Below are 26841 nucleotides of genomic sequence, written 5' to 3'. Positions count from 1 at the left end.
GGCAATGGCAATCGATAAACGTGCGGGGCAGCCTGCGCAACAGAGTGATTTGATTAACGTCGCCCAACTGACTGCTCAGTACTACGTGCTGAAGCCTGAAGTCGGTAATGCGGAGCATGCGGTCAAATTCGGCACCTCCGGCCATCGCGGCAGCGCGGCGCGTCACAACTTCAACGAACCGCATATCCTGGCCATCGCCCAGGCTATTGCGGAAGATCGTGCGAAGAACGGGATCACCGGTCCGTGCTATGTCGGTAAAGATACCCACGCCCTGTCCGAGCCGGCGTTTATTTCGGTGCTGGAAGTGTTAACCGCCAACGGCGTTGACGTTATCGTTCAGGAAAACAACGGCTTCACCCCGACGCCGGCGGTCTCCAACGCGATTCTGGTGCATAACAAAAAAGGCGGTCCGCTGGCGGACGGCATTGTGATCACCCCGTCACACAACCCGCCGGAAGATGGCGGTATCAAGTACAACCCGCCAAACGGCGGTCCGGCTGATACCAACGTCACCAAAGTGGTGGAAAACCGTGCCAACGAACTGCTGGCCGCTGGCCTGCAGGGTGTGAAACGCATTTCTCTGGACGCGGCGCTGGCTTCCGGCCACGTCAAAGAGCAGGATCTGGTGCAGCCGTTCATTGAAGGCCTGGCGGACATCGTCGACATGGCGGCGATCCAGAAAGCGGGCCTGACGCTGGGCGTCGATCCGCTGGGCGGTTCCGGTATCGAATACTGGAAGCGCATTGGCGAGCACTACAAGCTCAATCTGACCATTGTGAACGACCAGGTGGACCAGACCTTCCGCTTTATGCACCTCGATAAAGACGGCGCCATCCGCATGGACTGCTCCTCGGAATGTGCGATGGCGGGCCTGCTGGCGCTGCGCGATAAGTTCGATCTGGCATTTGCCAATGACCCGGATTACGACCGTCACGGGATTGTCACCCCTGCCGGGCTGATGAATCCGAACCACTACCTGGCGGTGGCGATTAACTACCTGTTCCAGCATCGTCCGCAGTGGGGCAAAGAGGTGGCGGTCGGTAAAACCCTGGTCTCCTCGGCGATGATTGACCGCGTGGTGAACGATCTGGGCCGCAAGCTGGTGGAAGTGCCGGTGGGCTTTAAGTGGTTCGTTGACGGCCTGTTCGACGGCAGCTTCGGCTTCGGCGGCGAAGAGAGCGCCGGGGCCTCCTTCCTGCGCTTCGACGGCACGCCGTGGTCCACCGATAAAGACGGCATCATCATGTGCCTGCTGGCGGCGGAAATCACCGCAGTGACCGGGAAAAACCCGCAGGAGCACTATAACGAGCTGGCGGAACGCTTCGGCGCGCCGAGCTACAACCGTCTGCAGGCTTCCGCGACCTCCGCGCAGAAAGCGGCGCTGTCTAAGCTGTCGCCGGAAATGGTCAGCGCTGACACCCTGGCGGGGGATCCGATCACCGCTCGTCTGACCGCGGCGCCGGGCAACGGGGCGGCGATTGGCGGCCTGAAAGTGATGACCGACAACGGCTGGTTTGCGGCACGCCCGTCAGGCACCGAAGACGCCTACAAGATCTACTGCGAAAGCTTCCTCGGCGAAGAACATCGCAAGCTGATTGAAAAAGAAGCGGTAGAGATTGTCAGTGAAGTGCTGAAGAACGCTTAACGGCGCACGATCATCAGGCCCCTTGCGGGCCTGATTTTTTTCGCAAGGATAGCGATGAAAATACAACGGAAGTCCCTGTTTTTGTTCTGGGCGTGGATGGATCTCTTTTTCGTCCTGCAATTCTTATGGTGGAATATTGCCCACCGCCGACTCCCTTTTTACGACGACCTGCTGGCTTATCTCCAGCTGCTGCACACCTGGGGCTCTGCGGCGGTCTGGCTCTATCCGCTAAATGTGCTGCTGATTATCAGCATCCCGTTGTCGATGATCCTTTTTTTCCGTCAGAGCCGCTATGGGCTGTGGCTGGCCTGGGGGCAGGCGCCGCTCAGGCTGGTGTTTATGCAGCCTTCGCTTTCTTTGGGTCTGTGGCTGATTCAGGCCGCCGGCGTCAGGCATTTAGCGATCCTGGCAGGCTTCCTGCTACTCTCTGAAGGGCTGAAGATCACCAGCCTCTGGTACTGCAGAGGCGGGGCTCAGGGCATAAAGCGATAGCCAATCCCGGTTTCGGTCAGCAGATGCTGAGGGCGCGCCGGATCGGCCTCCAGCTTTTGCCGCAGGTGACCCATATAGATCCGCAGATAATGGCTGTGCTCCACGGCGTTAGGGCCCCACACCTGATTCAGCAGCTGGCGCTGGGTAAGCACTTTGCCGGGATTATTCAATAGCGCCGCCAGCAGGCGAAACTCGATGGGCGTCAGGTGGATCTCTTCGCTGCCGCGCAGGATGCGGCGGGCAGGGATATTGACCTCCAGGTCGGCGAAGCGCACCACCGGCTCGTCGGCCTGCGCCGCGCCGTGGCGACGCAGCGCGACGCGCAGGCGGGCCTGCAGCTCGCCGATGCCAAAGGGTTTACTTAAGTAGTCATCGGCGCCGGCATCCAGGGCGGCAATTTTGTCATGCTCTTCGCTACGCGCTGACAGGACGATAATCGGCATCTGACTCCACTGGCGCAGGTCGCGAATAAAATCAATGCCGTCACCATCCGGCAGGCCGAGATCGAGGATCGCGAGGTCGGGCTTACGGGTGGCGGCTTCGATCAGCCCGCGCTGCAGGGTTTCCGCTTCAAATACGCGCATGCCGTCGGCTTCCAGCGCGGTGCGCAGAAAGCGACGGATAGCGTGTTCGTCTTCGATAATCAGAACGTTAATCACAATTCCTCAGATAGCTCTTCCAGTTCAGGGGGCGTTTCTCCCGGCAGTGTAACACGGAATGAGGCGCCGCCCTCTGGCCGGTTGCTGGCGGAGATGGTCCCGCCGTGGACGTCGACGATGGCCTGACAGATGGCAAGGCCCAGCCCGACGCCGGGGATCGCCGATTCTTTGTTGCCGCGGGCGAATTTATCAAAGATAGCCTGTTCCTGGCCCGCCGGGATCCCTGGACCATTATCCCATACCTCCAGCGACAGCTGCCGGGCGTCCGCTTCGGCGCGAATACCGATGTCCGCCCGGGCGCCGGCATACTTATGGGCATTCTCCAGCAGATTAATCAGCACCCGCTCGAACAGCGGCCCGTCAACATGCACCAGCTGCAGCGGATCGGGTAAATCCAGTTGAACGTGCTGGCCGCCGAGGCTCGGTTCGAGCATGCGCAGCGCGCTGCCGACCACCTCCTCCAGCGTCAGCCACTCCTTGTGCAGATTAAAGCCGCCGGACTGGATCCGCGCCATATCCAGCAGGTTGTTCACCAGCCGGGTGGTGTTGAGCACATGCTGGCGGATTTCGTTGGCCTGCGGGGCATGCTTCGAGCCCTCGCTGGCCAGATCGAGGGTCAGGATTTCCGCCTGGCCAAACAGCACGGTCAGCGGGGTACGCAGATCGTGCGACAGGGCGGCGAGCAGCGAGTTACGCAGGCTTTCGCGCTCGCTGGTCAGTCGGGCCTGCTCTTCGCTGGCGGTCAGGGTGAGACGCTCCAGGGCGCTGGCCACCAACAGAGTGAAGGTCTCCAGCAGCCGCTGTTGCTCCGGGATCATCAGCTGGCGCAGATTCGCCGGCTCCACCACCAGCAGGCCCCAGGTGCGGGCGGCGCTCTTCAGGGGCAGGATCTGATACGGCACGCCGGGCAGGGTATCGGTGCCAGCGCCGGCGGGTTGACCCTTATCAAAGCTCCAGCGGGCGATGGCGTCATCCCACGGCGTCAGCCCGGGCTGGTGGGTTAAGGGCAGCAGTTTCCCCTGGGCGTCCGGGAGCAGCAGCTGGCTGCGGGCCTGAAAGGTGGAGGCGATAAACCGCTCGCTGGTGGTGGCGATATCCTGCTGGCTACGACCCACCGCCAGCGCTTTGGACATCTCATACAGATGGCGGGTACGCCGCTCACGGTAGCGCGCCACCCGCGCCTGGTAGCGCACGCCGGCGGTGAGGTTACCGATAAGCAGGCCCACGGTGAGCATCACGCCGAAGGTAAGCAGATACTGGACATCGGACACCGCCAGCGTGCCGCGCGGGGCGACAAAAAAGAGATCGAAGCTGATAACGTTGATCACCGTCGCCAGGACCGACGGCCAGCGGCCGTAGAGCAGAGCGATGATCACCACCCCCAGCAGATAGAGCATCACCAGGTTGGCGGCTTCGAAGGCCATCAGCCACTGCATGGCCACCAGGGTAATGATGGCGCACAGCGCCACCGCCACCGCGCAGCCCTGCAGCTGCAGGCGCCATTTCTCCAGCGCCGGACGGCTGTCGCTGGCGCGCACCGGAAAGGGGAAGGGTTTTTCATCCAGGGCGATGACCACCAGATCGAGGTCCGGCGCGTGGCGAGCCAGACGGTTGGCAAAACCGCTACGATCCCACCAGCGGCGCTTGCTCTGGCGGCCGATGACAATTTTCCCGAGGTTGTGTTCGCGGGCGTAATGGAGAACCGCTTTCTCTTCTGACGGGTCGGAGAGGGTGGCGGTTTCGGCGCCCAGCTCCTGGGCCAGACGCAGCGCGGCGAGGATGGCCCGTCGCCGGGCTTCCGGTAGCTGGTGCAGGGAAGGGGTCTCGACATACACCGCATGCCAGACGCTGCCCAGACGGGCGGCGAGCCGTGCGGCGGCGCGCACCAGCTTTTCGCTGCCGGTGTTGTGCCCGATACAGAGCAGGATCGCGTCTCGGGTGTGCCAGACTTTCTCCTGGCCCTGGCGGTCGCGCCAGGCGCGCATCTGCTCATCGACGCGATCGGCGGTGCGGCGCAGGGCCAGTTCACGCAGCGCAATCAGGTTCCCTTTGCGGAAAAAGTTCTCGATAGCGCGCTCGGCCTGGCCGCCGATATAGACTTTGCCCTCATTGAGCCGCTGGCGCAGATCGTCAGGGGGCAGATCCACCAGCACCACGTCGTCCGCGGCGTCAAAGAAGGGATCGGGGACGGTCTCTCGCACCTGCACGCCGGTGATCCCGCTGACGACGTCATTCAGACTTTCCAGATGCTGGACGTTAACGGTGGTGAAGACGTCAATCCCTGCCTCCAGCAGTTCGTCCACATCCTGCCAGCGCTTTGGATGGCGGGAGCCGGGGGCATTACTGTGCGCCAGCTCATCCACCAGAATCAGCGCCGGACGGCGGGCGAGGGCGGCGTCGAGATCGAACTCATACACATAGCGCCCGCGGTGGGCGAGCCGCCGCGGCGGCAGGGTGCTCAGGCCCTGCAGCATCGCGGCGGTCTCTTTCCGGCCGTGGGTCTCCGCCACGCCAATCAGAATATCCAACCCCTGCGCCCGGAGCCGCTGCGCTTCCGCCAGCATCGCCCAGGTTTTCCCCACCCCGGCGCAGGCGCCGAAGAACACTTTTAGTTTGCCGCGATGCGGGGCGGCGGTGTGCTGCAGCAGGCGGTCAGGGTCCGGACGCAGCGGCTCGTCACTCATTTACTTATCCTTCAGGGCATCCAGCGCCATATTGAGTTGCAGTATATTGACCACCGGCTGGCCAAGGAAGCTCAGCAGCGGCTTTTGTGTGGCCTGGTTAACCAGCGCGGTCACCTGGTCGACGCTCAGCTGGCGCGCTTTGGCCACCCGCGGCGCCTGCCACAGCGCGGCGGCCGGGGTCAGGTTGTTATCGAGACCGCTCGCCGAGGTGGTGACCAGTTCGACCGGCACACGCGGGTCGGCATCCGGGTTTGCGGCGCGCAGGGCCTGCACCCGCTCGCTCACCGCCTTATCCAGCGCCGGGTTGCTGGCGGCGAGGTTGCTGCCGCCAGAGGCCATCGGGTTATCCGCTGTCTCCGCGGTGGCTGACGGGCGACCCTGGAAATAGCCTGCGGCGGTAAAGTTCTGGCCAATCAGCGCCGAGCCGCGCACCTCGCCGTTCATGCGGATCAGCGAGCCGTTGGCCTGTGAGTTAAACCACCACTGCCCCAGGCTGGTGGTCAGCAGAGGATAAACGCCGCCGGTGAGCATGGTTAACAGAATAAATAGCACAAGTGCTGGACGAATCAATGACATAGTTTGTTCCTCACACCAGACCGCTCAGGGTCAGCAGCAGGTCGATGGCTTTAATACCGATAAAAGGCACCAGCAGACCGCCGAGGCCGTAGATCCACAGGTTGCGGCGCAGCATCGCCGAGGCGGAGAGCGGGCGATAGCTCACCCCTTTCAGGGCCAGCGGGATCAGGAAGACGATGATCAGCGCGTTGAAGATAACGGCGCTGAGGATCGCCGACGATGGCGAATGCAGGCCCATCACGTTCAGCATGGCCAGCTGGGGATAGACCGCGGCAAACGCCGCCGGAATAATGGCGAAATATTTCGCCACGTCGTTGGCAATACTGAAGGTGGTCAGCGAGCCGCGCGTCATCAGCATCTGTTTGCCGATATGGACCACCTCAATCAGCTTGGTGGGGTTGGAATCCAGGTCGACCATGTTGCCCGCCTCTTTCGCCGCCTGGGTGCCTGAGTTCATGGCTACCGCCACGTCGGCCTGCGCCAGCGCGGGCGCGTCGTTGGTGCCGTCGCCGGTCATCGCCACCAGCCGACCTTCCGACTGATACTGGCGGATCAGCGCCAGCTTGGCTTCCGGCGTCGCTTCGGCGAGGAAATCGTCGACGCCGGCCTCGGCGGCGATCGCCGCAGCGGTCAGGCGGTTATCACCGGTGATCATCACCGTTTTAATGCCCATTTTGCGCAGCTGGGCGAAACGTTCTTTGATGCCGCCTTTGACGATATCTTTGAGTGAAATAATCCCCAGCACCTTTTCCCCTTCGGCGACCACCAGCGGCGTGGCCCCCTGGCGGGCGACCTCTTCCACCTGCTTCTCGACATCGGCAGGGAAGTGGCCACCGTTGGCCTCTACGTGGCGGCGAATGGCGTCCACCGACCCTTTGCGGATCATGCGCTGATCGATATTGATGCCGCTCATCCGCGTTTGCGCGGTAAAGGGGACAAAGGTGGCGTGCAGCGACTGCAGATCGCGTTCGCGCAGGTTAAAGCGCTGTTTCGCCAGCACCACGATGCTGCGTCCTTCAGGGGTTTCGTCCGCCAGCGAGGAGAGCTGGGCGGCATCGGCGAGGGTTCGCTCTTCCACACCGCGCGCCGGCAGGAAAGCGGAGGCCTGGCGGTTGCCGAGCGTAATGGTCCCGGTTTTATCCAGCAACAGCACATCAACGTCGCCTGCCGCTTCCACCGCGCGGCCGCTGGTGGCGATCACGTTGGCGCCCAGCATACGGCTCATCCCGGCGACGCCGATGGCCGACAGCAGACCGCCGATGGTGGTCGGGATCAGGCACACCAGCAGCGCCACCAGTACGGTGACGCTGACCGCATTGCCGCTCCACGCCGAGAATGGCCAGATGGTGGCGGTGGCCAGCAGGAACACCAGCGTCAGGGCGATCAGCAGGATCGTCAGGGCGATTTCGTTCGGCGTTTTACGGCGCTGGGCGCCTTCCACCATGGCGATCATCCGGTCGAGGAAGGTTTCTCCCGGGTTAACGCTGCAACGGATCACCAGCCAGTCGGAGAGGATGCGCGTCCCGCCGGTCACCGAGGCGAAATCACCGCCGGATTCGCGGATCACCGGAGCAGACTCGCCGGTAATGGCGCTTTCATCCACCGAGGCGCCGCCTTCGATGACTTCACCATCGCAGGGGATAATATCCCCTGCTTCCACCAGCACCACGTCGCCTTTGCGCAGGTCTTCCGCCGGCACGTGGTCGACCGTCGCGTCATGCTGCGGGGCGCGCAGCTTACGGGCGAAGGCCGTTTTTTTCACCCCTTTCAGGCTATTGGCCTGGGCTTTGCTGCGGCCTTCCGCCATCGCTTCGGCAAAGTTGGCGAACAGCACGGTAAACCATAGCCAGATACTGATGGCGGCGGTAAAAGTGGCGCTGCCGGTCAGGGCGCCGCCAGCCATGGCGATGGCCAGCAGAGTGGTTAACAGGCTGCCCACCCAGACGATAAACATCACCGGATTGCGCCACTGCACCATCGGGCTGAGTTTTTTCACGGCATCCAGCAGCGCCTGGCGCACCAGCGTCGGCTCCAGCAGGGCTAATTGTTTGCGACTCATAACAGGGTGCTCCGCATCGCTCAAAGTAAGGAAAAGTGTTCGGCCAGCGGGCCAAGCGCCAGCGCAGGAATAAAGGTCAGGGCGCCAACCAGCAGCACGGTGCCGATCAGCAGACCGATAAACAGGGCGTCGTGGGTGGCCAGGGTGCCGGGGCTGGCCGGTTGAATTTTCTTCGCCACCAGCGAGCCGGCGATAGCCATCACCGGAATGATGACGGCGAAGCGTCCAGCCAGCATGCAGAACGCCAGCAGTAGGTTCCAGAATGGCGTCGCCGCGCCCAGGCCGGCGAAGGCGCTGCCGTTGTTATTGGCCGCCGAAGTGACGGCGTACAGCACTTCGCTAAAGCCGTGCGGTCCGGGGTTGAACATCCCGGCGCGGCCGGCCTCGGTCATCATCGCCAGCGCCGTGCCGAGCAGCACCAGCGTCGGGGTGACCAGAATGGCCAGGGCGATCATTTTCATTTCCCGGACATCGATTTTCTTTCCGAGGTACTCCGGGGTGCGGCCGACCATCAGGCCGGCGATAAACACCGCCAGCATAACGAACAGCAGCATGCCATAAAGACCCGAGCCGACGCCGCCGAACACCACTTCGCCAATCTGCATCAGCCACATCGGCACCATCCCGCCCAGCGCGGTGAAGGAGTCATGCATGGCGTTGACCGCGCCGCAGGAGGCGGCGGTGGTGATCACCGCGAACAGACTGCTGGCGAGAATACCGAAGCGGCTCTCTTTACCTTCCATATTCAGGCTGCTGTCGGCGCCCAGCGTCATCAGGTGCGGGTTACCGCGGGTTTCCGCCCACATCACCACGGCGACGCAGAGGATAAAGATCAGCGTCATAGCCCACAGGATGGCGCGCCCCTGGCGGCGATCGCTCACCACCTCGCCGAAGGCGAAGCACAGCGCCGCCGGGATCAGGAAGATGGCCAGCATCTGCACGAGATTGGTCAGCGCCGTCGGGTTTTCAAACGGATGGGCGGAGTTGGCGTTAAAGAAACCGCCGCCGTTGGTGCCCAGCAGCTTAATCGCTTCCTGTGAGGCGACGGGCCCCATCGGCAGCAGCTGGTGCGCCCCTTCGAGGGTGGTAAAGGGCTGGTAGGCCTGCAGGTTCTGCGGCACGCCCTGCTGAATAAAGAACAGGGCCACCAGCAGAGAGAGCGGCAGCAGCAGCCACAGGGTAATGCGCGTCAGGTCGACCCAGGCATTGCCGAGGGTGGACATTTTCTGCCGGGCGAAGGCGCGGGTCAGGGCGAAGACCACGGCGATGCCGGTAGCGGCGGAGAGGAAATTCTGCACCGTCAGCCCCACCATCTGGCTGAGATAGCTCATGGTGCTTTCGCCGGCGTAGGCCTGCCAGTTCGTATTGCTGACAAAGCTGACCGCGGTATTGAGCGCCAGATCCCACGTCAGCCCCGGCAGGTGCTGTGGGTTAAACGGCAGCACGCCCTGCAGCATCAGCAGGGCAAACAGCGCCAGGCCGCCGAGGGCGTTGAACAGCAGGAGCGCCAGCAAATACTGCAGCCAGCCCATCTCTTCGGCGCGGATCCCGGCCACGCGCCACAGGACGCGCTCGATCCCGGCCAGGCCGGGAAGCGGGATGTCATTCACCATTCTTGCCAGACACATCCCCAGCGGGCGCGCCAGCACCAGCAAAACCAGCAGATAGCTGGCTAATAATAAAAATCCCTGGGCAGCCATCAGAATGCCTCCGCATGTATCAAGGCATAAACCAGATAAGCCAGTAACAGGAACACCAGCCCAACGCCAGTGAGTACGCCTGCAGTCACAATCCACCTCCGGGTGTGTTTTTGATTTACCTGGAGGATAGAAATTACGACGCAAAGATTTCGCAAAAATCCGCGGGCGCGGTGTAAAAAAAGTATAAAAATGACAAAGGCACAATTTAACTGATGGTTAGTATTAATTTAACTTTTTCGTAACTAATTTACGTAGCGAATGTAAATTAAGTATAAATACGTGCTTTTTAGTGGTCGGATGAGTAGTAAAATTACAACCAGAGCGGTATTATTTTGCTCAGACAAACATGATTAATTTTACCGGCGCTGCTTGCCGGCCTGACAAAGGGGAGAGAAATGATGGCGTTGTACAAAGCTTATCCTGCTCATATTATTTTGCTGCGTCGTGCTTTCGCCGTCGTGGCTGGCGTCGCGGCGCTGCCGGTGATGCTGTTCTGGAAGGATCGCGCCCGCTATTACAGCTGGCTGCACCGTGTATGGTCGAAAACCAGCGAGCAGCCGGTGTGGATGGCGCAGGCGGAAAAAGCCGCGCACGACTTCTACTAATTCGCCCTGCTGCGAGGAAAACCACTAACCGCCGGTTGCCCCCGGCGGTTTTTTTTCGCCGCTTGTCTACACTCGTTTTCAGGCGCCGCAGCGGAATTGGCAGGTGCTTATTTTGCCGGGGCGCGCTATTTTTGCCGGCTTAGATCATAAGATGAGTTTTGCTGACGGAGAGTGAGGAGTGATATGGCCACCCATCTGGTCTGGTTACGCACGGATTTACGCATTCACGATAACCTGGCGCTGGCCGCCGCCTGCCGCGATCCGCAGGCGCAGGTGCTGGCGCTGTATATTGCCACACCGGGGCAGTGGCGCGAACATCACCTGGCGCCGCGGCAGGCCGCTTTTATCGCCAGCCATTTGCACAGTCTGCACGCCGCGCTGGCGGAGCGGGGCATACCGCTGTGGGTAGAAGAGGCGGACGATTTTAGCGCCAGCGTCGAGCGGCTGGCCCATTTCTGCAAGCAGCACCAGGTCAGTCACCTGTTCTACAACTATCAGTACGAATTCAATGAACGCCAGCGCGATGCCGCCGTTGAGAGCTCCTTGAGCGAAGTGATTTGCCAGGGATTTGACGACAGCGTCCTGTTGCCGCCCGGCAGCGTACTGACCGGCGGCGAAATGTATAAAGTCTTCACCCCGTTTAAGAACGCGTTTATTCGCCGGCTGCGGGAAGGATTGCCGGCGTGCGTGGCCGCGCCAAAGCCGCGCCAGGCGCCCGCTCGCCTGGCGCCGCCGGTGCCGGAGCTTAACTATCCGCAAACGCCGTTCGATGGGCTGCTGTTTGCCGCGGATGAAAAAACGGCGCTGGCGCGGCTGCGCGCGTTTTGTCAGCAACCGGCGGCGGATTATGAGGGGCAGCGCGACTTCCCGGCCGTGGAAGGGACCAGTCGCCTGTCGCCCTGCCTGGCCATCGGGGTGCTGTCGCCGCGCCAGTGCCTGCATCGGCTGCTGACGGAACACCCCGCCGCACTGGATGGCGGGGCAGGCGCCACCTGGCTTAATGAGCTGATCTGGCGCGAGTTTTACCGCCATCTGATGGTCTACTATCCGAAACTCTGTAAAGGTCGGCCGTTTGTCGCCTGGACCGATAAGGTCGCCTGGCGCGAAGAGGATGGCGCCCTGCAGGCCTGGCAGCGCGGGGAGACCGGCTTTCCGATTGTCGATGCCGCCATGCGCCAGCTTAACGCCACCGGCTGGATGCATAACCGGTTGCGCATGATTGTCGCCAGCTTCCTGACCAAAGATCTGCGCCTCGACTGGCGGGCAGGGGAGCGCTATTTCATGAGCCAGCTGATTGACGGCGACCTGGCGGCGAACAACGGCGGCTGGCAATGGGCGGCTTCGACGGGCACCGACGCCGCGCCCTATTTCCGCATATTTAATCCCACCACCCAGGGCGAGAAGTTTGATAAGCAGGGGGTGTTTATGCGTCGCTGGCTGCCGGAGCTGGCAAAGGTGCCGGAGAAGGCGCTGCATCAGCCGTGGGTGTGGGCGGATAAACAGGGGGTGACGCTGGATTATCCGCGCCCGATAGTCGATCACAAGCAGGCGCGACAGGAGACGCTGGCGGCCTGGGAGGCCGCCAGAAAGGGGATTATTCCACCGCCAGACGGCGGGTCCTGACCTTCAGCGAGTGATACAGCCAGATAACCAGCACTACGCCGACGCAGGCCAGCGCGCCCCAGGTGATCTGGCTGAAGACGTTGATGTAGGCGTCAATGGAATAGTTCACCGCCCCGGCGACGTCGAATGACGCCTGCGAGGTCTGGTCGGCGATAACGCCGGCCAGATAGTTGGCGATGGCCCCGGAGAGCAGCATATAGATGCCGGTCAGCACCCCGGTCACTCCCGGGATCTCAATGCGGGTGATTTGCGACATCGCGACCGGGTCGATAAACAGTTCGGCAAAACCCATCACCGCCAGCCCCAGCACCATCAGCGGCATGGACGACTGGCCATAGGCCGCCGACCAGCGGGCGCTGAGGGTCAAAATGCAGAACCCGGCGCTCATCAGGCCCAGACCGAGGGCAAATTTCCCCCAGATGCGCACGGTGCGGTTACCACCGACGCTCTCTTTCACCAGCCACGCCAGCACCATGCCGCAGAGCATCACCGCAAAGGCGTTGATCGACTGGAACATAGCGGTAGGGACTTCGTAGCTCATGATATGGCGGTTAACGAAGCGGTCAATATACAGGCTGATGGAGCTACCGCCCTGTTGGGCGAAGGCCCAGAACAGCAGGCTGAAGGCGGTCAGGACGACGATCAGGCGCAGATCCTTGCGCTGTTTATCGGTCTCGGCACGCAGGTAGATCCGCGCCAGCACCGCGAGGCCAATGGCCGTGGCCACGATCAGGGCATACACCGACCACTCCTGCCAGAACAGCACGGCAATCAGCAGCGGCGCGATGACCAGCAGCACCAGCAGCCAGCCCCAGTTCGGCAGCAGGAAGCGGCGGGCGCACAGCGCCTGGCGGTTCACGCCGGCGGTATGCTGGAAATGACGGTTGCCGCAGAGGAAGATCACCAGTCCCGCCACCATGCCGATGGCCGCCAGGGCAAAGCCCATCGCCCAGCTATACTCCTCCTGAACGTAGCCGCAGGCGATGGGCGCGATGATCGAGCCGATATTGCCCGCGGCATACATCAGCGAGAAGCCGCCATCGCGACGCGGATCGGCGGGTTCGTACAGTTCGCCCAGCAGACAGCTGACGTTGGATTTAAACAACCCGTAGCCGCAGACGATGATCGCCAGCGACAGGTAGAGGAAGGCCGGGGCGGTTTCGCTGGCCCCGAGCACCAGATGGCCAATGGCCATCAGCAGCGCGCCGAGCATGACTGCCATCCGGTTGCCTAACAGCTTATCGGCCAGATAGCCGCCGAGGATCGGCGTTACATAGACCAGCGAACAGTAGGCGCTGAACAGGGCGTAAGCGTGGTTATCGTCATATTTGAGCTGATTGGTGAGATAGAGGATCAGCAGGGCGCGCATGCCGTAGAAGCTAAAATATTCCCAGATTTGCAGCGCCACGACGTAGTAAATCGCCCGCGGTTGCGATGATGTTGTCTTCATGAGAAGTGTGTTTCCTGGCCTAAAGCGAAAGTCGATCGTTCTGCATGAATAGCGTTTAATTAGTCATATTCATGGCTTGAGGGGCTTTCTGATTATTTAATATGCTTTATTAGTGCATAAATATACACGAATGCGCGGCGGGGTGAATAGACAAATTGCGCTATTCAGTAAAAAGTCATCGTCAGTGTCGGAGGCGGACTATCGACGACCCGAATGGATCTGGTTATGTTATGCCTTTGTATACCCTGATTATCTGCTGGAGTGGCGATGAAAAATAGCGAACTGGAACAACTGATAAACGACAAGCTCAATAGTGCAGCCATCAGTGACTTCGCCCCTAACGGTCTGCAGGTGGAAGGGCGCGACACGGTGCACAAGATCGTCACCGGAGTGACGGCCAGCCAGGCGCTGCTGGATGAGGCCGTTCGTCTTCAGGCGGATGCGGTGATTGTCCATCACGGCTATTTCTGGAAAAACGAATCGCCAGTGATCCGCGGTATGAAGCGCCGGCGCCTGAAAACCCTGCTGGCCAATGATATCAATCTCTACGGCTGGCACCTGCCGCTGGATGCCCATCCCGAGCTGGGCAATAACGCGCAACTGGCGCATCTGTTGGGGATTAACGTGCTGGGGGAAATCGAACCGCTGGTGCCCTGGGGCGAACTGTCGATGCCGGTTTCCGGCCTTGAACTGGCCTCATGGATTGAAGCGCGGCTGGGGCGTAAGCCGCTGTGGTGCGGCGATACCGGGCCGGACACCGTCAGCCGCGTCGCCTGGTGTACCGGCGGCGGCCAGAGCTTTATCGACGCCGCGGCGCGCTTTGGCGTGGACGCGTTTATCACCGGCGAGGTGTCGGAACAAACCATCCATTCCGCCCGCGAGCAGGGCCTGCATTTTTATGCCGCCGGCCACCACGCCACCGAGCGGGGCGGTATTCGCGCCCTCAGCGAATGGCTGACGGAAACCACTGACCTGGACGTCACCTTTATTGATATTCCCAACCCTGCCTGACGGGAGAGAGAAAAAGTGCAGCGAGCGCGTTGTTATCTGTTAGGAGAAACGGCCGTCGTGCTGGAGCTGGAGCCGCCGGTCACCCTTGAGAGCCAGCAGCGGATCTGGGGCTTAGCCCAGCGTCTGGCGAACCATGAGGAAGTGATTGACGCCATTCCCGGCATGAACAATATCACTGTGGTGCTCCGCCGCCCGCAGGAGGTGGCGTGGGAGGCGATAGACCGTCTGCAGCGCTGGTGGGAGGAGAGCCTCGCGATCGAGCCGGAGTCGCGCTCGCTGACCATTCCGGTCGTCTACGGCGGCGAGGCCGGACCGGATCTCGGGGTGGTGGCGCAGCACAGCGGCCTCAGTGAAAAGCAGGTCGTGGAGCTGCACGCCTCGGTGGAGTATCTGGTCTGGTTTATTGGTTTTCAGCCGGGATTTCCCTACCTGGGCGGGTTGCCAGCGGCGCTGGCGACGCCGCGTCGCGCCGAACCGCGCGTGCACGTCCCGGCCGGGTCGGTGGGTATCGGCGGCGCGCAAACCGGGATCTATCCGCTGGCGACGCCCGGCGGCTGGCAGCTGCTGGGGCGGACCTCGCTAACGCTGTTCGACCCGTCGCGGAAGGAGCCTGCGCTGCTGCGCGTGGGCGATAAAATTCGCTTTGTGCCGCAAAAGGAGGGGGTATGTTGACTCTGATCCGCGCCGGCCTGTACACCTCGGTACAGGACGGTGGACGAGAAGGCCTGCGCCAGTCTGGCATCAGCCGCTGCGGCGCTCTGGATTATCCCTCGCTGGTGATTGCCAATCTGCTGGTTGGCAACGAGGCGAATGCCGCCGGGCTGGAGATTACCCTCGGCCAGGTGGAGATCGAATTTGCCCGCAGCGGCTGGTTTGCGCTGACCGGCGCCGCCTGCGAAGCGACCCTGGACGGTAAAGCGGTCTGGGTGGGCTGGCGCACCGCCTACCGGCCCGGGCAGCGCCTGGTGCTGAAAACGCCGCAGCATGGCATTCGCAGCTATCTGGCGGTGGCGGGCGGGATTGCGGTTCCCGAGGTCCTTGGCTCGCGCTGCACGGATCTCAAGGCGGGGATTGGCGGTCTGGAAGGACGCCGCCTGCAGGACGGCGACAAGCTGAAGCTCGGGAAAGCCGCCCGCCGCTTCACCACCCCGCGCGGCGTCAAGCAGTTGCCGCTGGGCAACCGCATTCGTGCGCTGCCCGGGCCGGAGTACCACGAATTTGACGCGGCCTCGCAGGCGTCATTCTGGCGCGCCCCCTGGAAGCTCAGTCCGCAGAGTAACCGCATGGGGTACCGCCTGCAGGGGCAGCCGCTGAAACGCACCACCGATCGCGAAATGCTGTCGCACGGCCTGCTGCCGGGCGTGGTGCAGGTGCCGCACAACGGCCAGCCCATTGTGCTGATGAACGACGCGCAAACCACCGGCGGCTATCCGCGGATCGCCTGCATCATCGATGCCGATATGTACCAGCTGGCGCAGATCCCGCTCGGGCAGCCGATCCATTTCGTGGCCTGCTCGCTGGAGGAGGCGCTGAAGGCGCGGGCCGATCGTCAGCGTTATCTTGAACAACTGGCCTGGAGACTCCACGATGATGATTGATCTCAATGCCGATCTCGGGGAAGGCGGGGCGAACGATAGCGCGCTGCTCCAGCTGGTGTCGTCGGCGAATATCGCCTGTGGTTTTCACGCCGGCGACGCCGGGCTGATGGTGCAGAGCGTGCGCGAGGCGCTGAAGTACGGCGTGGCGGTGGGCGCCCATCCGGGATATCCCGACCGGGAAAATTTTGGCCGCACGGCGATGGATCTGCCGCCGGAAACGGTCTATGCCCAGACGCTGTATCAGATTGGCGCTCTGGCGGCGATCGTTCAGGCTCAGGGCGGCGAGTTGCAGCACGTAAAGCCGCACGGCATGCTCTACAACCAGGCGGCCAAATCGCCGCCGCTGGCCGACGCGATCGCCCGCGCGGTCCGCGATGTTAACCCGCAGCTGGTGCTGGTGGGTCTGGCGGGCAGCGAACTGATCCGCGCCGGGCAACGCTATGGCTTGACGACGCGTCAGGAGGTGTTTGCCGATCGCGGTTATCTGGCCGACGGCAGCCTGGTGCCGCGCACCGAGCCTGGCGCGCTGATTGACAGCGAAGAGCAGGCCCTGGCGCAAACCCTCGAAATGGTGCAACACCACCGGGTGCGTAGCGTCAGCGGCGAATGGGCGAACGTGGTGGCGCAGACGGTATGTCTGCATGGCGATGGTCCGCATGCCCTCGAATTTGCCCGCCGTTTGCGGGCGGCGTTCGCCGGGCGCCATATTATGGTCAGCGCTCAGCCAGAGGCTGAGATATGACAATCTGAAGGACCGCGAAGGAGAAGACGATGGCGGGCGTATTACTCACCGGTTTTGAACCCTTTGACGGCGAGACGGTGAACCCTTCCTGGGAAGTGGTGCAGCAGCTTGACGGTACAATGATTGCTGGTCAGCCGGTGATCGCCAGGCAGCTTCCCTGCGTGTTTGGCGAGGCGCTGTCGGCGCTGGACGCGGCGATTGAAGACCTGCAGCCGAAGCTGGTTATCGCGGTGGGACAGGCCGGCGGCCGGGTCGATATCAGCGTCGAACGTGTGGCGATTAACGTCGATGATGCGCGTATCCCCGATAACAAAGGCCAGCAACCCATCGACACGCCGATCGTCGACGGCGGGCCGGCCGCGTGGTTCAGCACCTTGCCGATCAAAGCGATCGTCAGCGCGCTGCGCGATCGCGGGATCCCGGCCTCAGTGTCGCAAACCGCCGGCACCTTCGTCTGCAATCACGTCATGTACGGTCTGCTGCACAAGCTGCAGGGACAGAATGAGGTGAGGGGCGGGTTTATCCATATTCCCTGGCTACCGGCGCAGGCGGCGGCCCATCCCGGCGAGCCGAGTATGGCGACCGCCACCGTGCGGGAAGCGCTGGAGGCGGCCATAGCCGTAGCCCTGCACCAGCCGGTGGATAGTAAACTGGGCGGCGGCGCCACCCACTAACAGAAGGATGACAGTATGCCGGAAGGTCCGGAGATCCGCCGCGCGGCGGATACACTGGAGGCAGCAATCAAAGACGAACCCTTAACCGACGTCTGGTTCGCTTTTCCCCGGTTGCAACCCTATCAAACCGAACTGATTGGTCAGCGGGTTACCCATATCGACACCCGGGGCAAGGCCCTGCTAACCCGCTTCTCCGGCGGCCTGACCCTGTACAGCCATAATCAGCTGTACGGCGTCTGGCGCGTGGTTGAGGCCGGCGAACAGCCTGCCTCTAACCGGGTGCTGCGCGTCAGGCTACAGACGGCCAGCAAGGCGATTTTGCTCTACAGCGCGTCGGACATTGAGATGCTCACGGCGGAGCAGGAGGCCAACCATCCGTTCTTGCTGCGCGTCGGTCCGGACGTGCTGGATATGACGTTAACCGCGGAGCAGGTGAAAGCGCGACTGCTGTCGGCCAAATTCCGCAATCGTCAGTTTTCCGGCCTGCTGCTGGATCAGGCTTTTCTTGCCGGTCTGGGTAACTATCTGCGGGTGGAAATCCTCTGGCAGGTGGGGCTGACCGGGGGGCATAAGGCCTCGGAGCTTAATGAAACACAGCTGGATGCGCTGGCGCACGCGCTACTCGATATCCCGCGGCTTTCTTATCGCACTCGCGGCCAGCCCGATAACAACAAGCACCACGGCGCGCTGTTCCGCTTTAAGGTCTTCCATCGCGATGGGGAAAAGTGCGAGCGCTGCGGGGGCGTGATTGAGAAGACCATGCTCTCATCGCGGCCGTTTTACTGGTGCCCGCACTGCCAGCATTAAGCCGGCAGCCAGGCAGTGTCAGCGCCAGGCTTCATCGTCAGGCATAAAAAACGCGCCAGCAGGCGCGTTTTTATCATCCGGACAGCGAGATTAACGCTTGATGTCGGACTGGAAGTCGCGTTTGGCGTAGCCGGTGTACAGCTGACGCGGACGGGCGATCTTCATGCCGTCGCTGTGCATTTCGTTCCAGTGCGCAATCCAGCCCACGGTACGCGCCATGGCGAAGATAACGGTAAACATGGAGGACGGAATACCCATCGCTTTCAGGATGATACCGGAGTAGAAGTCGACGTTCGGGTAGAGCTTCTTCTCGATGAAGTACGGGTCGTTCAGCGCGATATGCTCCAGCTCCATGGCCACCTGCAGCAGGTCGTCTTTGGTGCCCAGCTCTTTCAGCACTTCATGGCAGGTTTCACGCATTACGGTGGCGCGCGGGTCGTAGTTTTTGTAAACACGATGGCCGAAGCCCATCAGGCGGAAAGAGTCATTCTTGTCTTTCGCACGACGAACAAATTCCGGAATGTGTTCAACGGAGCTGATCTCTTCCAGCATTTTCAGCGCCGCTTCGTTGGCGCCGCCGTGCGCCGGTCCCCACAGAGAGGCGATGCCGGCTGCGATACAGGCGAACGGGTTAGCGCCGGAAGAGCCCGCGGTACGTACCGTCGAGGTTGAGGCGTTCTGCTCGTGATCGGCGTGCAGGATCAGAATACGGTCCATGGCGCGCTCGAGCACCGGATTGACTTCGTACTCTTCGCACGGCGTGGCGAACATCATGCGCAGGAAGTTGCCGGCGTAGGAGAGGTCGTTGCGCGGATAAACAAACGGCTGGCCGATAGAATACTTGTAACACATAGCTGCCATGGTCGGCATTTTGGACAGCAGGCGATAGGCGGCGATTTCGCGGTGACGCGGGTTATTCACGTCGAGGGAGTCGTGATAGAACGCCGCCAGGGCGCCGGTGATCCCGCACATAACGGCCATCGGGTGAGAATCGCGACGGAACGCATGGAACAGACGGGTGATCTGCTCATGGATCATGGTGTGACGGGTCACGGTGGTTTTGAATTCGTCATATTCGGCCTGGGTTGGTTTTTCACCGTTTAGCAGAATGTAACAAACTTCAAGATAGTTTGATTCGGTCGCTAACTGGTCGATCGGGAAGCCGCGGTGCAGCAGGATTCCCTCGTCACCATCGATAAACGTAATTTTAGATTCACAGGAAGCGGTAGATGTGAAACCTGGGTCAAAGGTAAATACGCCTTTTGAACCAAGACTACGAATATCAATAACATCCTGACCGAGCGTGCCTTTTAGCACATCCAGTTCAATAGCAGTGTCACCACCCAGGGTGATTTTTGCTTTAGCATCAGACATTTATGGTCTCCTTAGCGCCTTTATTGCTTAAGACTGCCGGGTGGTGGATTTGCTTTCGGCCCGCGCCCGTATACGTTACCAGTTTGTTATGTTGCACACAGCTCTGCGTCAGCGAAAAGGGCAGGGTACAGAGCAACGGCGCTTGATGGCACGTTCTTCAGGGCTGCGGTGAAACAACAGCAAATCAGCGTTTTAGCAGTCCGAATATTAAAACCTGTATACCACTAATAACTGTCCTGATTACATCGGTCAATACTGACACACTGTTACATAACTTATTCTCAGGTGAAAGAGTGACCCCATAACTTTTGAGCATTATTGCATTTAACTGGTAATGGTTGTAACAAGAATGTTTAATATTTGTCAAATCAGGTGATTAAAAATTAAAAAAATGTTGTTATCGTGACCTTGATCACTGTTCCGGAGAAAACCCAACAAACTATATGTAGGTTAATTGTAATGATTTTGTGAACGGCCTATACTGCGGCCAGGTCTCCGGAACACCCTGCAATCCCGAGCCACCCAGCGTTGTTTAGTGATGTTTTAATGCCTGAAAAGACGTTTTAACATGACTTCTGGTTATAGAAAGGACGCTGTCTGACCCGCAAGCAGACCGGAGGAAGGAAACAATAAGAACAGCATGTGGGCGTTATTCATGGTAAGAAATGTGAAAAAACAAAGACCTGTCAATCTGGATCTACAAACGATACGGTTCCCAATCACGGCGATAGCGTCCATTCTCCATCGCGTTTCCGGTGTCATCACCTTCGTGGCGGTCGGAATTCTGCTTTGGCTGCTGGGCACCAGCCTCTCCTCCCCTGAAGGTTTTCTGACGGCGGCCTCGATCATGGATAGCTTCTTTGTGAAGTTCATCATGTGGGGCATTCTCACCGCGCTGGCCTATCACGTCGTTGTCGGTATCCGCCATCTGATGATGGACTTTGGTTACCTGGACGAAACCCTCGAAGCAGGGAAACGTTCCGCCAAGATTTCTTTTGTTATTACTGTCGTGCTTTCACTTCTCGCAGGAGTCCTCGTATGGTAAGCAACGCCTCAGCACTGGGACGCAACGGCGTTCATGACTTTATTCTGGTCCGTGCTACCGCCATCGTTCTGACCCTCTACATCATCTACATGGTTGGCTTCTTCGCTACCACCGGTGAGATCTCATGGGAAGTGTGGACCGGATTCTTTGCCTCCGGCTTCACTAAAGTCTTCACACTGCTGGCTCTCGTTTCCATTCTTATCCATGCCTGGATCGGGATGTGGCAGGTGTTAACGGACTACGTTAAACCACTGGCTCTGCGCCTGGTTCTGCAGCTGGCTATCGTTGTGGCGCTGGTGGCTTACGTTCTTTATGGATTTGTTGTGGTGTGGGGTGTGTAATGAAATTGCCAGTCAGAGAGTTTGATGCTGTTGTCATCGGTGCCGGCGGCGCAGGTATGCGCGCGGCGCTGCAAATTTCCCAGAGCGGACAGACCTGTGCGCTGCTCTCTAAAGTCTTCCCGACCCGTTCCCATACCGTGTCAGCGCAGGGGGGTATCACCGTCGCGCTCGGTAACTCCCATGAAGATAACTGGGAATGGCATATGTACGACACCGTAAAAGGGTCGGACTATATCGGTGACCAGGACGCCATCGAATATATGTGTAAGACCGGCCCGGAAGCGATTCTCGAGCTGGAGCACATGGGCCTGCCGTTCTCCCGTCTTGACGACGGCCGTATTTATCAGCGCCCGTTCGGCGGCCAGTCGAAGAACTTCGGCGGCGAGCAGGCGGCGCGCACCGCGGCGGCGGCTGACCGTACTGGCCACGCCCTGCTGCACACCCTGTACCAGCAGAACCTTAAAAACCACACCACTATTTTCTCCGAATGGTATGCCCTCGATCTGGTGAAAAACCAGGACGGCGCGGTGGTGGGTTGTACCGCCCTGTGCATCGAGACCGGCGAAGTGGTCTACTTTAAAGCCCGCGCCACCGTGCTGGCGACCGGCGGCGCAGGCCGTATCTATCAGTCCACCACCAACGCCCACATCAACACCGGTGACGGCGTCGGGATGGCCATTCGTGCCGGCGTGCCGGTGCAGGATATGGAAATGTGGCAGTTCCACCCGACCGGCATCGCCGGGGCAGGGGTTCTGGTCACCGAAGGTTGCCGCGGCGAAGGTGGTTATCTGCTCAATAAACACGGCGAACGCTTTATGGAGCGTTATGCCCCGAACGCCAAAGACCTGGCGGGTCGTGACGTGGTGGCGCGTTCCATCATGATCGAAATCCGCGAAGGTCGCGGCTGCGATGGCCCGTGGGGCCCGCACGCGAAATTGAAGCTGGATCACCTGGGTAAAGAGGTTCTGGAATCTCGTCTGCCGGGTATCCTCGAGCTGTCCCGTACCTTTGCTCACGTCGATCCGGTGAAAGAGCCGATCCCGGTTATCCCAACCTGCCACTACATGATGGGCGGTATTCCGACCAAAGTGACCGGCCAGGCGCTGACCGTCAATGAGAAGGGCGAAGACGTGGTGATCCCGGGCCTGTTCGCGGTAGGCGAAATCGCCTGCGTATCGGTCCACGGCGCTAACCGTCTTGGCGGCAACTCGCTGCTCGACCTGGTGGTCTTCGGCCGCGCGGCGGGCCTGCATCTGCAGGAATCCATCGCCGAGCAAGGCACGCTGCGCGACGCCAGCGAATCCGATATCGAAGGCTCGCTGGACCGCCTCAACCGCTGGAACAACACCCGTTCCGGTGAAGATCCGGTGGCGATCCGCAAAGCGCTGCAGGAATGTATGCAGCATAACTTCTCGGTGTTCCGCGAAGGCGATGCGATGCACAAAGGTCTGGAACAGCTGAAAGTGATCCGCGAGCGCCTGAAAAACGCCCGTCTCGACGATACCTCCAGCGAGTTCAACACCCAGCGCGTTGAGTGCCTGGAGCTGGATAACCTGATGGAAACCGCGTACGCGACCGCCGTATCCGCTAACTTCCGTACCGAGAGCCGTGGCGCCCACAGCCGCTTCGACTTCCCGGATCGTGATGATGAAAACTGGCTGTGCCATTCCCTGTATCTGCCAGAGTCGGAATCCATGACGCGTCGTAGCGTCAACATGGAACCGAAACTGCGTCCGGCATTCCCGCCGAAGATTCGTACTTACTAATGCGGAGACAGGAAAATGAAACTCGAGTTTTCAATTTATCGCTATAACCCGGATGTTGATGACGCTCCGCACATGCAGGATTACACCCTCGAAGCGGAAGAAGGTCGTGACATGATGCTGCTGGATGCGCTGATCCAGCTGAAAGAAAAAGATCCGTCGCTGTCGTTCCGCCGCTCCTGCCGTGAAGGGGTTTGTGGTTCCGATGGCCTGAATATGAACGGGAAAAACGGTCTGGCGTGCATCACGCCGATCTCCGCGCTGAATCAGCCGGGCAAGAAGATTGTTATCCGTCCGCTGCCAGGATTACCGGTTATCCGTGATTTGGTGGTGGACATGGGGCAATTCTATGCACAATATGAGAAGATTAAGCCTTACTTGTTGAATAATGGGCAAAATCCTCCGGCTCGCGAGCATCTGCAGATGCCTGAGCAGCGTGAGAAACTCGATGGTCTGTACGAGTGTATTCTCTGCGCATGTTGTTCGACTTCGTGCCCGTCGTTCTGGTGGAACCCGGATAAGTTCATTGGCCCGGCTGGCCTGTTGGCCGCGTATCGCTTCCTGATCGACAGTCGCGATACCGAAACCAGCGAGCGTCTGGACGGCCTGAGCGATGCTTTCAGCGTATTCCGCTGTCACAGCATTATGAACTGCGTCAGTGTGTGTCCGAAGGGGCTGAACCCGACGCGCGCCATCGGCCATATTAAGTCGATGCTGCTGCAGCGCAGCGCGTAAGAAACCCGGTGTGTCCCGGATGGCGCTACCGCTTATCCGGGCTACCAAAAGCAGTAACCCCGGTAGCGTTTGTGCTACCGGGAAATGAATACCCTAAATAATTCGAGTTACAGGACAACGTACATGTAACTTGAAGTATGAAGGGATAGCAGGAAATCTTTAAAAACCGCCACAAGATGTACCAGTAATCAAGGCGTTCAGTGCGAGGTAAGGCGGCAACTGAACGCATCCCCGGGAGCATAGCGAACTATGTGACCGGGGTAAGTGAAGGCAGCTAACGCAACCGCAGCCTGAACGCCGAAGATTAATGGCAGTTTTTAAAGGTTCCTTAGCGGATAGAAACCACAACTCGTCCGCAACAAGTGAACCCCGGCACGTGCACTCGGTGTGCGTGGTAGTTTCTACGGCGAAATAAGCATATGAATGCTTAAGGGATCACGATGCAGAACGGCGCAATGAAAGCCTGGCTGGACTCTTCTTACCTCTCTGGTTCGAACCAGAGCTGGATAGAACAGCTCTATGAAGACTTCTTAACCGATCCTGACTCTGTTGACGCCAACTGGCGTTCAATGTTCCAGCAGTTACCTGGCACCGGAGTTAAACCGGATCAATTTCATTCCAAAACGCGTGATTATTTCCGTCGACTGGCGAAGGATGCCTCACGTTACACTTCTTCGATTTCCGACCCAGACACCAATGTGAAGCAGGTTAAAGTCCTGCAGCTCATCAACGCATACCGTTTCCGTGGCCACCAGCATGCGAATCTCGATCCGCTGGGGCTGTGGAAGCAAGAGAGAGTGGCGGATCTCGATCCGGCCTACCACGATCTGACCGAGGCCGATTTCCAGGAAAGCTATAACGTAGGTTCATTTGCCATCGGTAAAGATACGATGAAGCTGGGCGAGCTGATTGCTGCCCTCAAGCAAACCTACTGCGGCTCCATCGGCGCGGAATACATGCATATCACCTCTACCGAAGAAAAACGCTGGATCCAGCAGCGCATTGAATCGGTAGCTGGCAAAGCGAGCTTTACCGCGGAAGAGAAAAAACGCTTCCTCAGCGAACTGACCGCCGCGGAAGGCCTGGAGCGCTACCTTGGCGCCAAATTCCCGGGGGCGAAACGCTTCTCGCTGGAGGGTGGCGATGCCTTGATCCCGATGCTCAAAGAGATGATCCGCCATGCGGGCAAGAGCGGCACCCGCGAAGTGGTGCTGGGCATGGCGCACCGCGGTCGTCTCAACGTGCTGGTCAACGTGCTGGGTAAAAAACCGCAGGATCTGTTCGACGAGTTCGCCGGCAAACATAAAGAACATCTCGGTACCGGCGATGTGAAGTACCACATGGGCTTCTCATCCGATATGGAAACCGAAGGCGGTCTGGTGCACCTGGCGCTGGCGTTTAACCCGTCGCACCTCGAGATCGTCAGCCCGGTGGTTATCGGTTCCGTACGCGCCCGTCTGGATCGTCTGGACGAGCCGAGCAGCAACAAGGTTCTGCCGATCACTATCCACGGCGACGCCGCCGTCACCGGTCAGGGCGTGGTTCAGGAAACCCTGAACATGTCGAAAGCCCGCGGTTACGAAGTGGGCGGTACCGTGCGCATCGTTATCAACAACCAGGTGGGCTTCACGACCTCTAACCCGCTGGATGCGCGTTCGACCCCGTACTGCACCGACATCGGTAAAATGGTGCAGGCGCCGATTTTCCACGTCAATGCCGACGATCCGGAAGCGGTCGCGTTCGTCACTCGTCTGGCGCTGGATTTCCGCAATACCTTCAAACGCGATGTTTTCATCGATCTGGTGTGCTACCGCCGTCACGGCCATAACGAAGCCGATGAGCCGAGCGCAACTCAGCCGCTGATGTATCAGAAGATCAAAAAGCACCCGACCCCGCGCAAAATCTATGCTGACAAGCTGGAGCAGGAGAAGGTGGCGACTCTGGAAGACGCGACCGAGCAGGTTAACCTCTACCGCGATGCGCTGGATGCCGGCGAATGCGTGGTGCAGGAATGGCGTCCGATGAACATGCACTCCTTTACCTGGTCGCCGTACCTCAATCATGAGTGGGACGAGAGCTATCCGGATAAAGTGGAGCCGAAGCGTCTGCAGGAGCTGGCGAAACGCATCAGCACGGTGCCGGAAGGTATCGAAATGCAGTCCCGCGTAGCGAAAATTTACGCCGACCGCCAGGCGATGGCGGCAGGTGAGAAGCTGTTCGACTGGGGCGGCGCCGAAAACCTGGCCTACGCCACGCTGGTTGACGAAGGTATTCCGGTGCGTCTGTCCGGGGAAGACTCCGGTCGAGGCACCTTCTTCCATCGTCATGCGGTGATCCATAACCAGACCAATGGTTCAACTTACACCCCGCTGCAGCATGTCCATAACGGTCAGGGCCAGTTCCGCGTTTGGGACTCGGTGCTGTCTGAAGAAGCCGTACTGGCGTTTGAATATGGTTACGCCACCGCTGAGCCGCGCACCCTGACCATCTGGGAAGCGCAGTTTGGCGACTTCGCCAACGGCGCGCAGGTGGTGATCGACCAGTTCATCTCCTCCGGTGAGCAGAAGTGGGGCCGGATGTGCGGCCTGGTGATGCTCCTGCCGCACGGCTATGAAGGCCAGGGTCCGGAGCACTCCTCCGCGCGTCTGGAGCGTTATCTGCAGCTGTGCGCTGAGCAGAACATGCAGGTCTGCGTACCGTCCACACCGGCGCAGGTGTACCACATGCTGCGTCGTCAGGCGCTGCGCGGTATGCGTCGTCCGCTGGTGGTGATGTCGCCGAAGTCGCTGCTGCGTCATCCGCTGGCAGTCTCCAGCATGGATGAGCTGGCGAACGGCACTTTCCTGCCGGCCATCGGTGAAATCGATCAACTTGATCCGCAGGCTGTGAAGCGCGTTGTGCTGTGCTCTGGTAAGGTTTACTACGACCTGCTGGAACAGCGCCGCAAAAACGAGCAAAAAGATGTCGCTATCGTTCGTATCGAGCAGCTCTATCCGTTCCCGCATCAGGCGGTGCAGGAAGCGCTGAAAGCGTATGCGCACGTGCATGATTTTGTCTGGTGCCAGGAAGAGCCGCTCAACCAGGGCGCATGGTACTGCAGCCAGCATCACTTCCGTGAAGTGATTCCGTTTGGGGCCTCTCTGCGTTATGCAGGCCGCCCGGCCTCCGCCTCTCCGGCGGTAGGGTATATGTCCGTTCACCAGAAACAGCAACAAGATCTGGTCAATGACGCGCTGAACGTCGATTAATTAAAGGATA

24 protein-coding genes are annotated in these 26841 nt (G+C 60.1%); 15 read left to right on the top strand and 9 right to left on the bottom strand.

Annotated features, from left to right (window positions below; genetic code table 11):
• Positions 1 to 4 precede the first annotated feature (4 nt).
• Positions 5 to 1645 (top strand): phosphoglucomutase (alpha-D-glucose-1,6-bisphosphate-dependent), encoded by a 1641-nt coding sequence (pgm, locus tag ACLEXF_RS11755; protein ID WP_002894773.1) that lies wholly within the window; start codon positions 5 to 7, stop codon positions 1643 to 1645.
• A gap of 54 nt (positions 1646 to 1699) precedes the next feature.
• On the top strand, positions 1700 to 2137 hold the full coding sequence (locus tag ACLEXF_RS11750; protein ID WP_004885958.1) for a hypothetical protein: 438 nt from the start codon (positions 1700 to 1702) through the stop codon (positions 2135 to 2137).
• On the opposite strand, the gene kdpE is transcribed toward ACLEXF_RS11750, so the two are convergent.
• Genes kdpE through kdpF form a run of 6 tightly spaced genes read right to left on the bottom strand, consistent with a single transcriptional unit; the run spans position 2119 to position 9904 of the window.
• Entirely contained in the window at positions 2119 to 2796 is a 678-nt protein-coding gene (gene kdpE, locus ACLEXF_RS11745; protein ID WP_002894776.1) for a two-component system response regulator KdpE, read from the bottom strand. The two genes, ACLEXF_RS11750 and kdpE, sit on opposite strands and share 19 nt — an antisense overlap.
• Positions 2793 to 5480, bottom strand: a complete 2688-nt coding sequence (kdpD, locus tag ACLEXF_RS11740; RefSeq protein ID WP_407259885.1) for a two-component system sensor histidine kinase KdpD — start codon at positions 5478 to 5480, stop codon at positions 2793 to 2795. Before kdpD ends, kdpE begins: the two co-directional genes overlap by 4 nt.
• Positions 5481 to 6056, bottom strand: coding sequence for a potassium-transporting ATPase subunit KdpC (gene kdpC / locus ACLEXF_RS11735; protein ID WP_023319985.1), 576 nt, complete (start codon positions 6054 to 6056; stop codon positions 5481 to 5483).
• A gap of 10 nt (positions 6057 to 6066) precedes the next feature.
• The gene (gene kdpB, locus ACLEXF_RS11730) at positions 6067 to 8115 is read right to left on the bottom strand and encodes a potassium-transporting ATPase subunit KdpB (protein WP_004885966.1); all 2049 of its coding nucleotides are present in this window, start codon (positions 8113 to 8115) and stop codon (positions 6067 to 6069) included.
• A gap of 20 nt (positions 8116 to 8135) precedes the next feature.
• Positions 8136 to 9815 (bottom strand): potassium-transporting ATPase subunit KdpA, encoded by a 1680-nt coding sequence (gene kdpA / locus ACLEXF_RS11725; protein WP_004885967.1) that lies wholly within the window; start codon positions 9813 to 9815, stop codon positions 8136 to 8138.
• The gene (gene kdpF / locus ACLEXF_RS11720; protein WP_020323459.1) at positions 9815 to 9904 is read right to left on the bottom strand and encodes a K(+)-transporting ATPase subunit F; all 90 of its coding nucleotides are present in this window, start codon (positions 9902 to 9904) and stop codon (positions 9815 to 9817) included. The genes kdpA and kdpF overlap by 1 nt, the downstream gene beginning before the upstream one ends.
• A 306-nt stretch (positions 9905 to 10210) precedes the next feature.
• Between kdpF and ACLEXF_RS11715 the strand changes: the two genes are divergently transcribed.
• Both ACLEXF_RS11715 and phrB read left to right on the top strand, forming a co-directional pair.
• On the top strand, positions 10211 to 10420 hold the full coding sequence (locus ACLEXF_RS11715; protein ID WP_004142243.1) for a DUF2517 family protein: 210 nt from the start codon (positions 10211 to 10213) through the stop codon (positions 10418 to 10420).
• A 183-nt stretch (positions 10421 to 10603) separates the two neighbouring features.
• On the top strand, positions 10604 to 12043 hold the full coding sequence (gene phrB / locus ACLEXF_RS11710) for a deoxyribodipyrimidine photo-lyase (protein ID WP_049003337.1): 1440 nt from the start codon (positions 10604 to 10606) through the stop codon (positions 12041 to 12043).
• Here the strand turns inward: phrB and ACLEXF_RS11705 are convergent.
• A complete protein-coding gene (locus tag ACLEXF_RS11705; RefSeq protein WP_004885969.1) occupies positions 12015 to 13493 on the bottom strand; it encodes an MFS transporter in 1479 nt (492 codons plus the stop codon). The two genes, phrB and ACLEXF_RS11705, sit on opposite strands and share 29 nt — an antisense overlap.
• A gap of 267 nt (positions 13494 to 13760) precedes the next feature.
• On the opposite strand from ACLEXF_RS11705, the gene ACLEXF_RS11700 reads away from it, so the two are divergent.
• Genes ACLEXF_RS11700 through nei form a run of 6 tightly spaced genes read left to right on the top strand, consistent with a single transcriptional unit; the run spans position 13761 to position 18325 of the window.
• Positions 13761 to 14504, top strand: coding sequence for a type 2 GTP cyclohydrolase I (locus ACLEXF_RS11700; protein ID WP_004885970.1), 744 nt, complete (start codon positions 13761 to 13763; stop codon positions 14502 to 14504).
• 15 nt (positions 14505 to 14519) lie between these two features.
• Positions 14520 to 15176, top strand: a complete 657-nt coding sequence (pxpB, locus tag ACLEXF_RS11695; protein ID WP_017901415.1) for a 5-oxoprolinase subunit PxpB — start codon at positions 14520 to 14522, stop codon at positions 15174 to 15176.
• A complete protein-coding gene (gene pxpC / locus ACLEXF_RS11690) occupies positions 15170 to 16102 on the top strand; it encodes a 5-oxoprolinase subunit PxpC (protein ID WP_004885976.1) in 933 nt (310 codons plus the stop codon). The genes pxpB and pxpC overlap by 7 nt, the downstream gene beginning before the upstream one ends.
• Entirely contained in the window at positions 16092 to 16844 is a 753-nt protein-coding gene (gene pxpA / locus ACLEXF_RS11685; protein WP_032455730.1) for a 5-oxoprolinase subunit PxpA, read from the top strand. The genes pxpC and pxpA overlap by 11 nt, the downstream gene beginning before the upstream one ends.
• 29 nt (positions 16845 to 16873) lie before the next feature.
• Positions 16874 to 17518 carry a pyroglutamyl-peptidase I gene (gene pcp, locus ACLEXF_RS11680; RefSeq protein ID WP_017901413.1) on the top strand — a complete coding sequence of 215 codons (645 nt, stop codon included), beginning with the start codon at positions 16874 to 16876 and terminating at the stop codon, positions 17516 to 17518.
• Positions 17519 to 17533: 15 nt separating this feature from the next.
• Positions 17534 to 18325 (top strand): endonuclease VIII, encoded by a 792-nt coding sequence (gene nei / locus ACLEXF_RS11675; RefSeq protein WP_032455732.1) that lies wholly within the window; start codon positions 17534 to 17536, stop codon positions 18323 to 18325.
• Between the two features lie 90 nt (positions 18326 to 18415).
• Here nei and gltA read toward each other — a convergent pair whose 3' ends face one another.
• Positions 18416 to 19699: a citrate synthase gene (gene gltA / locus ACLEXF_RS11670; protein WP_004885983.1), complete on the bottom strand. Its 1284-nt coding sequence runs from the start codon at positions 19697 to 19699 to the stop codon at positions 18416 to 18418.
• A gap of 184 nt (positions 19700 to 19883) precedes the next feature.
• Positions 19884 to 20015: a hypothetical protein gene (locus tag ACLEXF_RS11665; RefSeq protein ID WP_418268517.1), complete on the bottom strand. Its 132-nt coding sequence runs from the start codon at positions 20013 to 20015 to the stop codon at positions 19884 to 19886.
• 324 nt (positions 20016 to 20339) lie between these two features.
• Here ACLEXF_RS11665 and sdhC point away from each other — a divergent pair, with 324 nt between their 5' ends.
• From sdhC to sucA, 5 genes are all read left to right on the top strand, one after another.
• The gene (gene sdhC, locus ACLEXF_RS11660; protein WP_004142216.1) at positions 20340 to 20744 is read left to right on the top strand and encodes a succinate dehydrogenase cytochrome b556 subunit; all 405 of its coding nucleotides are present in this window, start codon (positions 20340 to 20342) and stop codon (positions 20742 to 20744) included.
• Positions 20738 to 21085: a succinate dehydrogenase membrane anchor subunit gene (sdhD, locus tag ACLEXF_RS11655; RefSeq protein ID WP_002894949.1), complete on the top strand. Its 348-nt coding sequence runs from the start codon at positions 20738 to 20740 to the stop codon at positions 21083 to 21085. The genes sdhC and sdhD overlap by 7 nt, the downstream gene beginning before the upstream one ends.
• Positions 21085 to 22851 carry a succinate dehydrogenase flavoprotein subunit gene (sdhA, locus tag ACLEXF_RS11650; RefSeq protein WP_004179067.1) on the top strand — a complete coding sequence of 589 codons (1767 nt, stop codon included), beginning with the start codon at positions 21085 to 21087 and terminating at the stop codon, positions 22849 to 22851. Before sdhD ends, sdhA begins: the two co-directional genes overlap by 1 nt.
• A 15-nt stretch (positions 22852 to 22866) precedes the next feature.
• The gene (gene sdhB, locus ACLEXF_RS11645) at positions 22867 to 23583 is read left to right on the top strand and encodes a succinate dehydrogenase iron-sulfur subunit SdhB (protein WP_002894954.1); all 717 of its coding nucleotides are present in this window, start codon (positions 22867 to 22869) and stop codon (positions 23581 to 23583) included.
• Positions 23584 to 24023: 440 nt separating this feature from the next.
• Positions 24024 to 26831: a 2-oxoglutarate dehydrogenase E1 component gene (sucA, locus tag ACLEXF_RS11640; RefSeq protein WP_004147623.1), complete on the top strand. Its 2808-nt coding sequence runs from the start codon at positions 24024 to 24026 to the stop codon at positions 26829 to 26831.
• Positions 26832 to 26841 lie beyond the last annotated feature (10 nt).

This window comes from Klebsiella pneumoniae complex sp. WS1778 (assembly GCF_049472055.1).
In the GTDB taxonomy this organism is placed as follows: domain Bacteria; phylum Pseudomonadota; class Gammaproteobacteria; order Enterobacterales; family Enterobacteriaceae; genus Klebsiella; species Klebsiella quasipneumoniae.
This window is presented reverse-complemented; position numbering and strand designations above follow the sequence as displayed.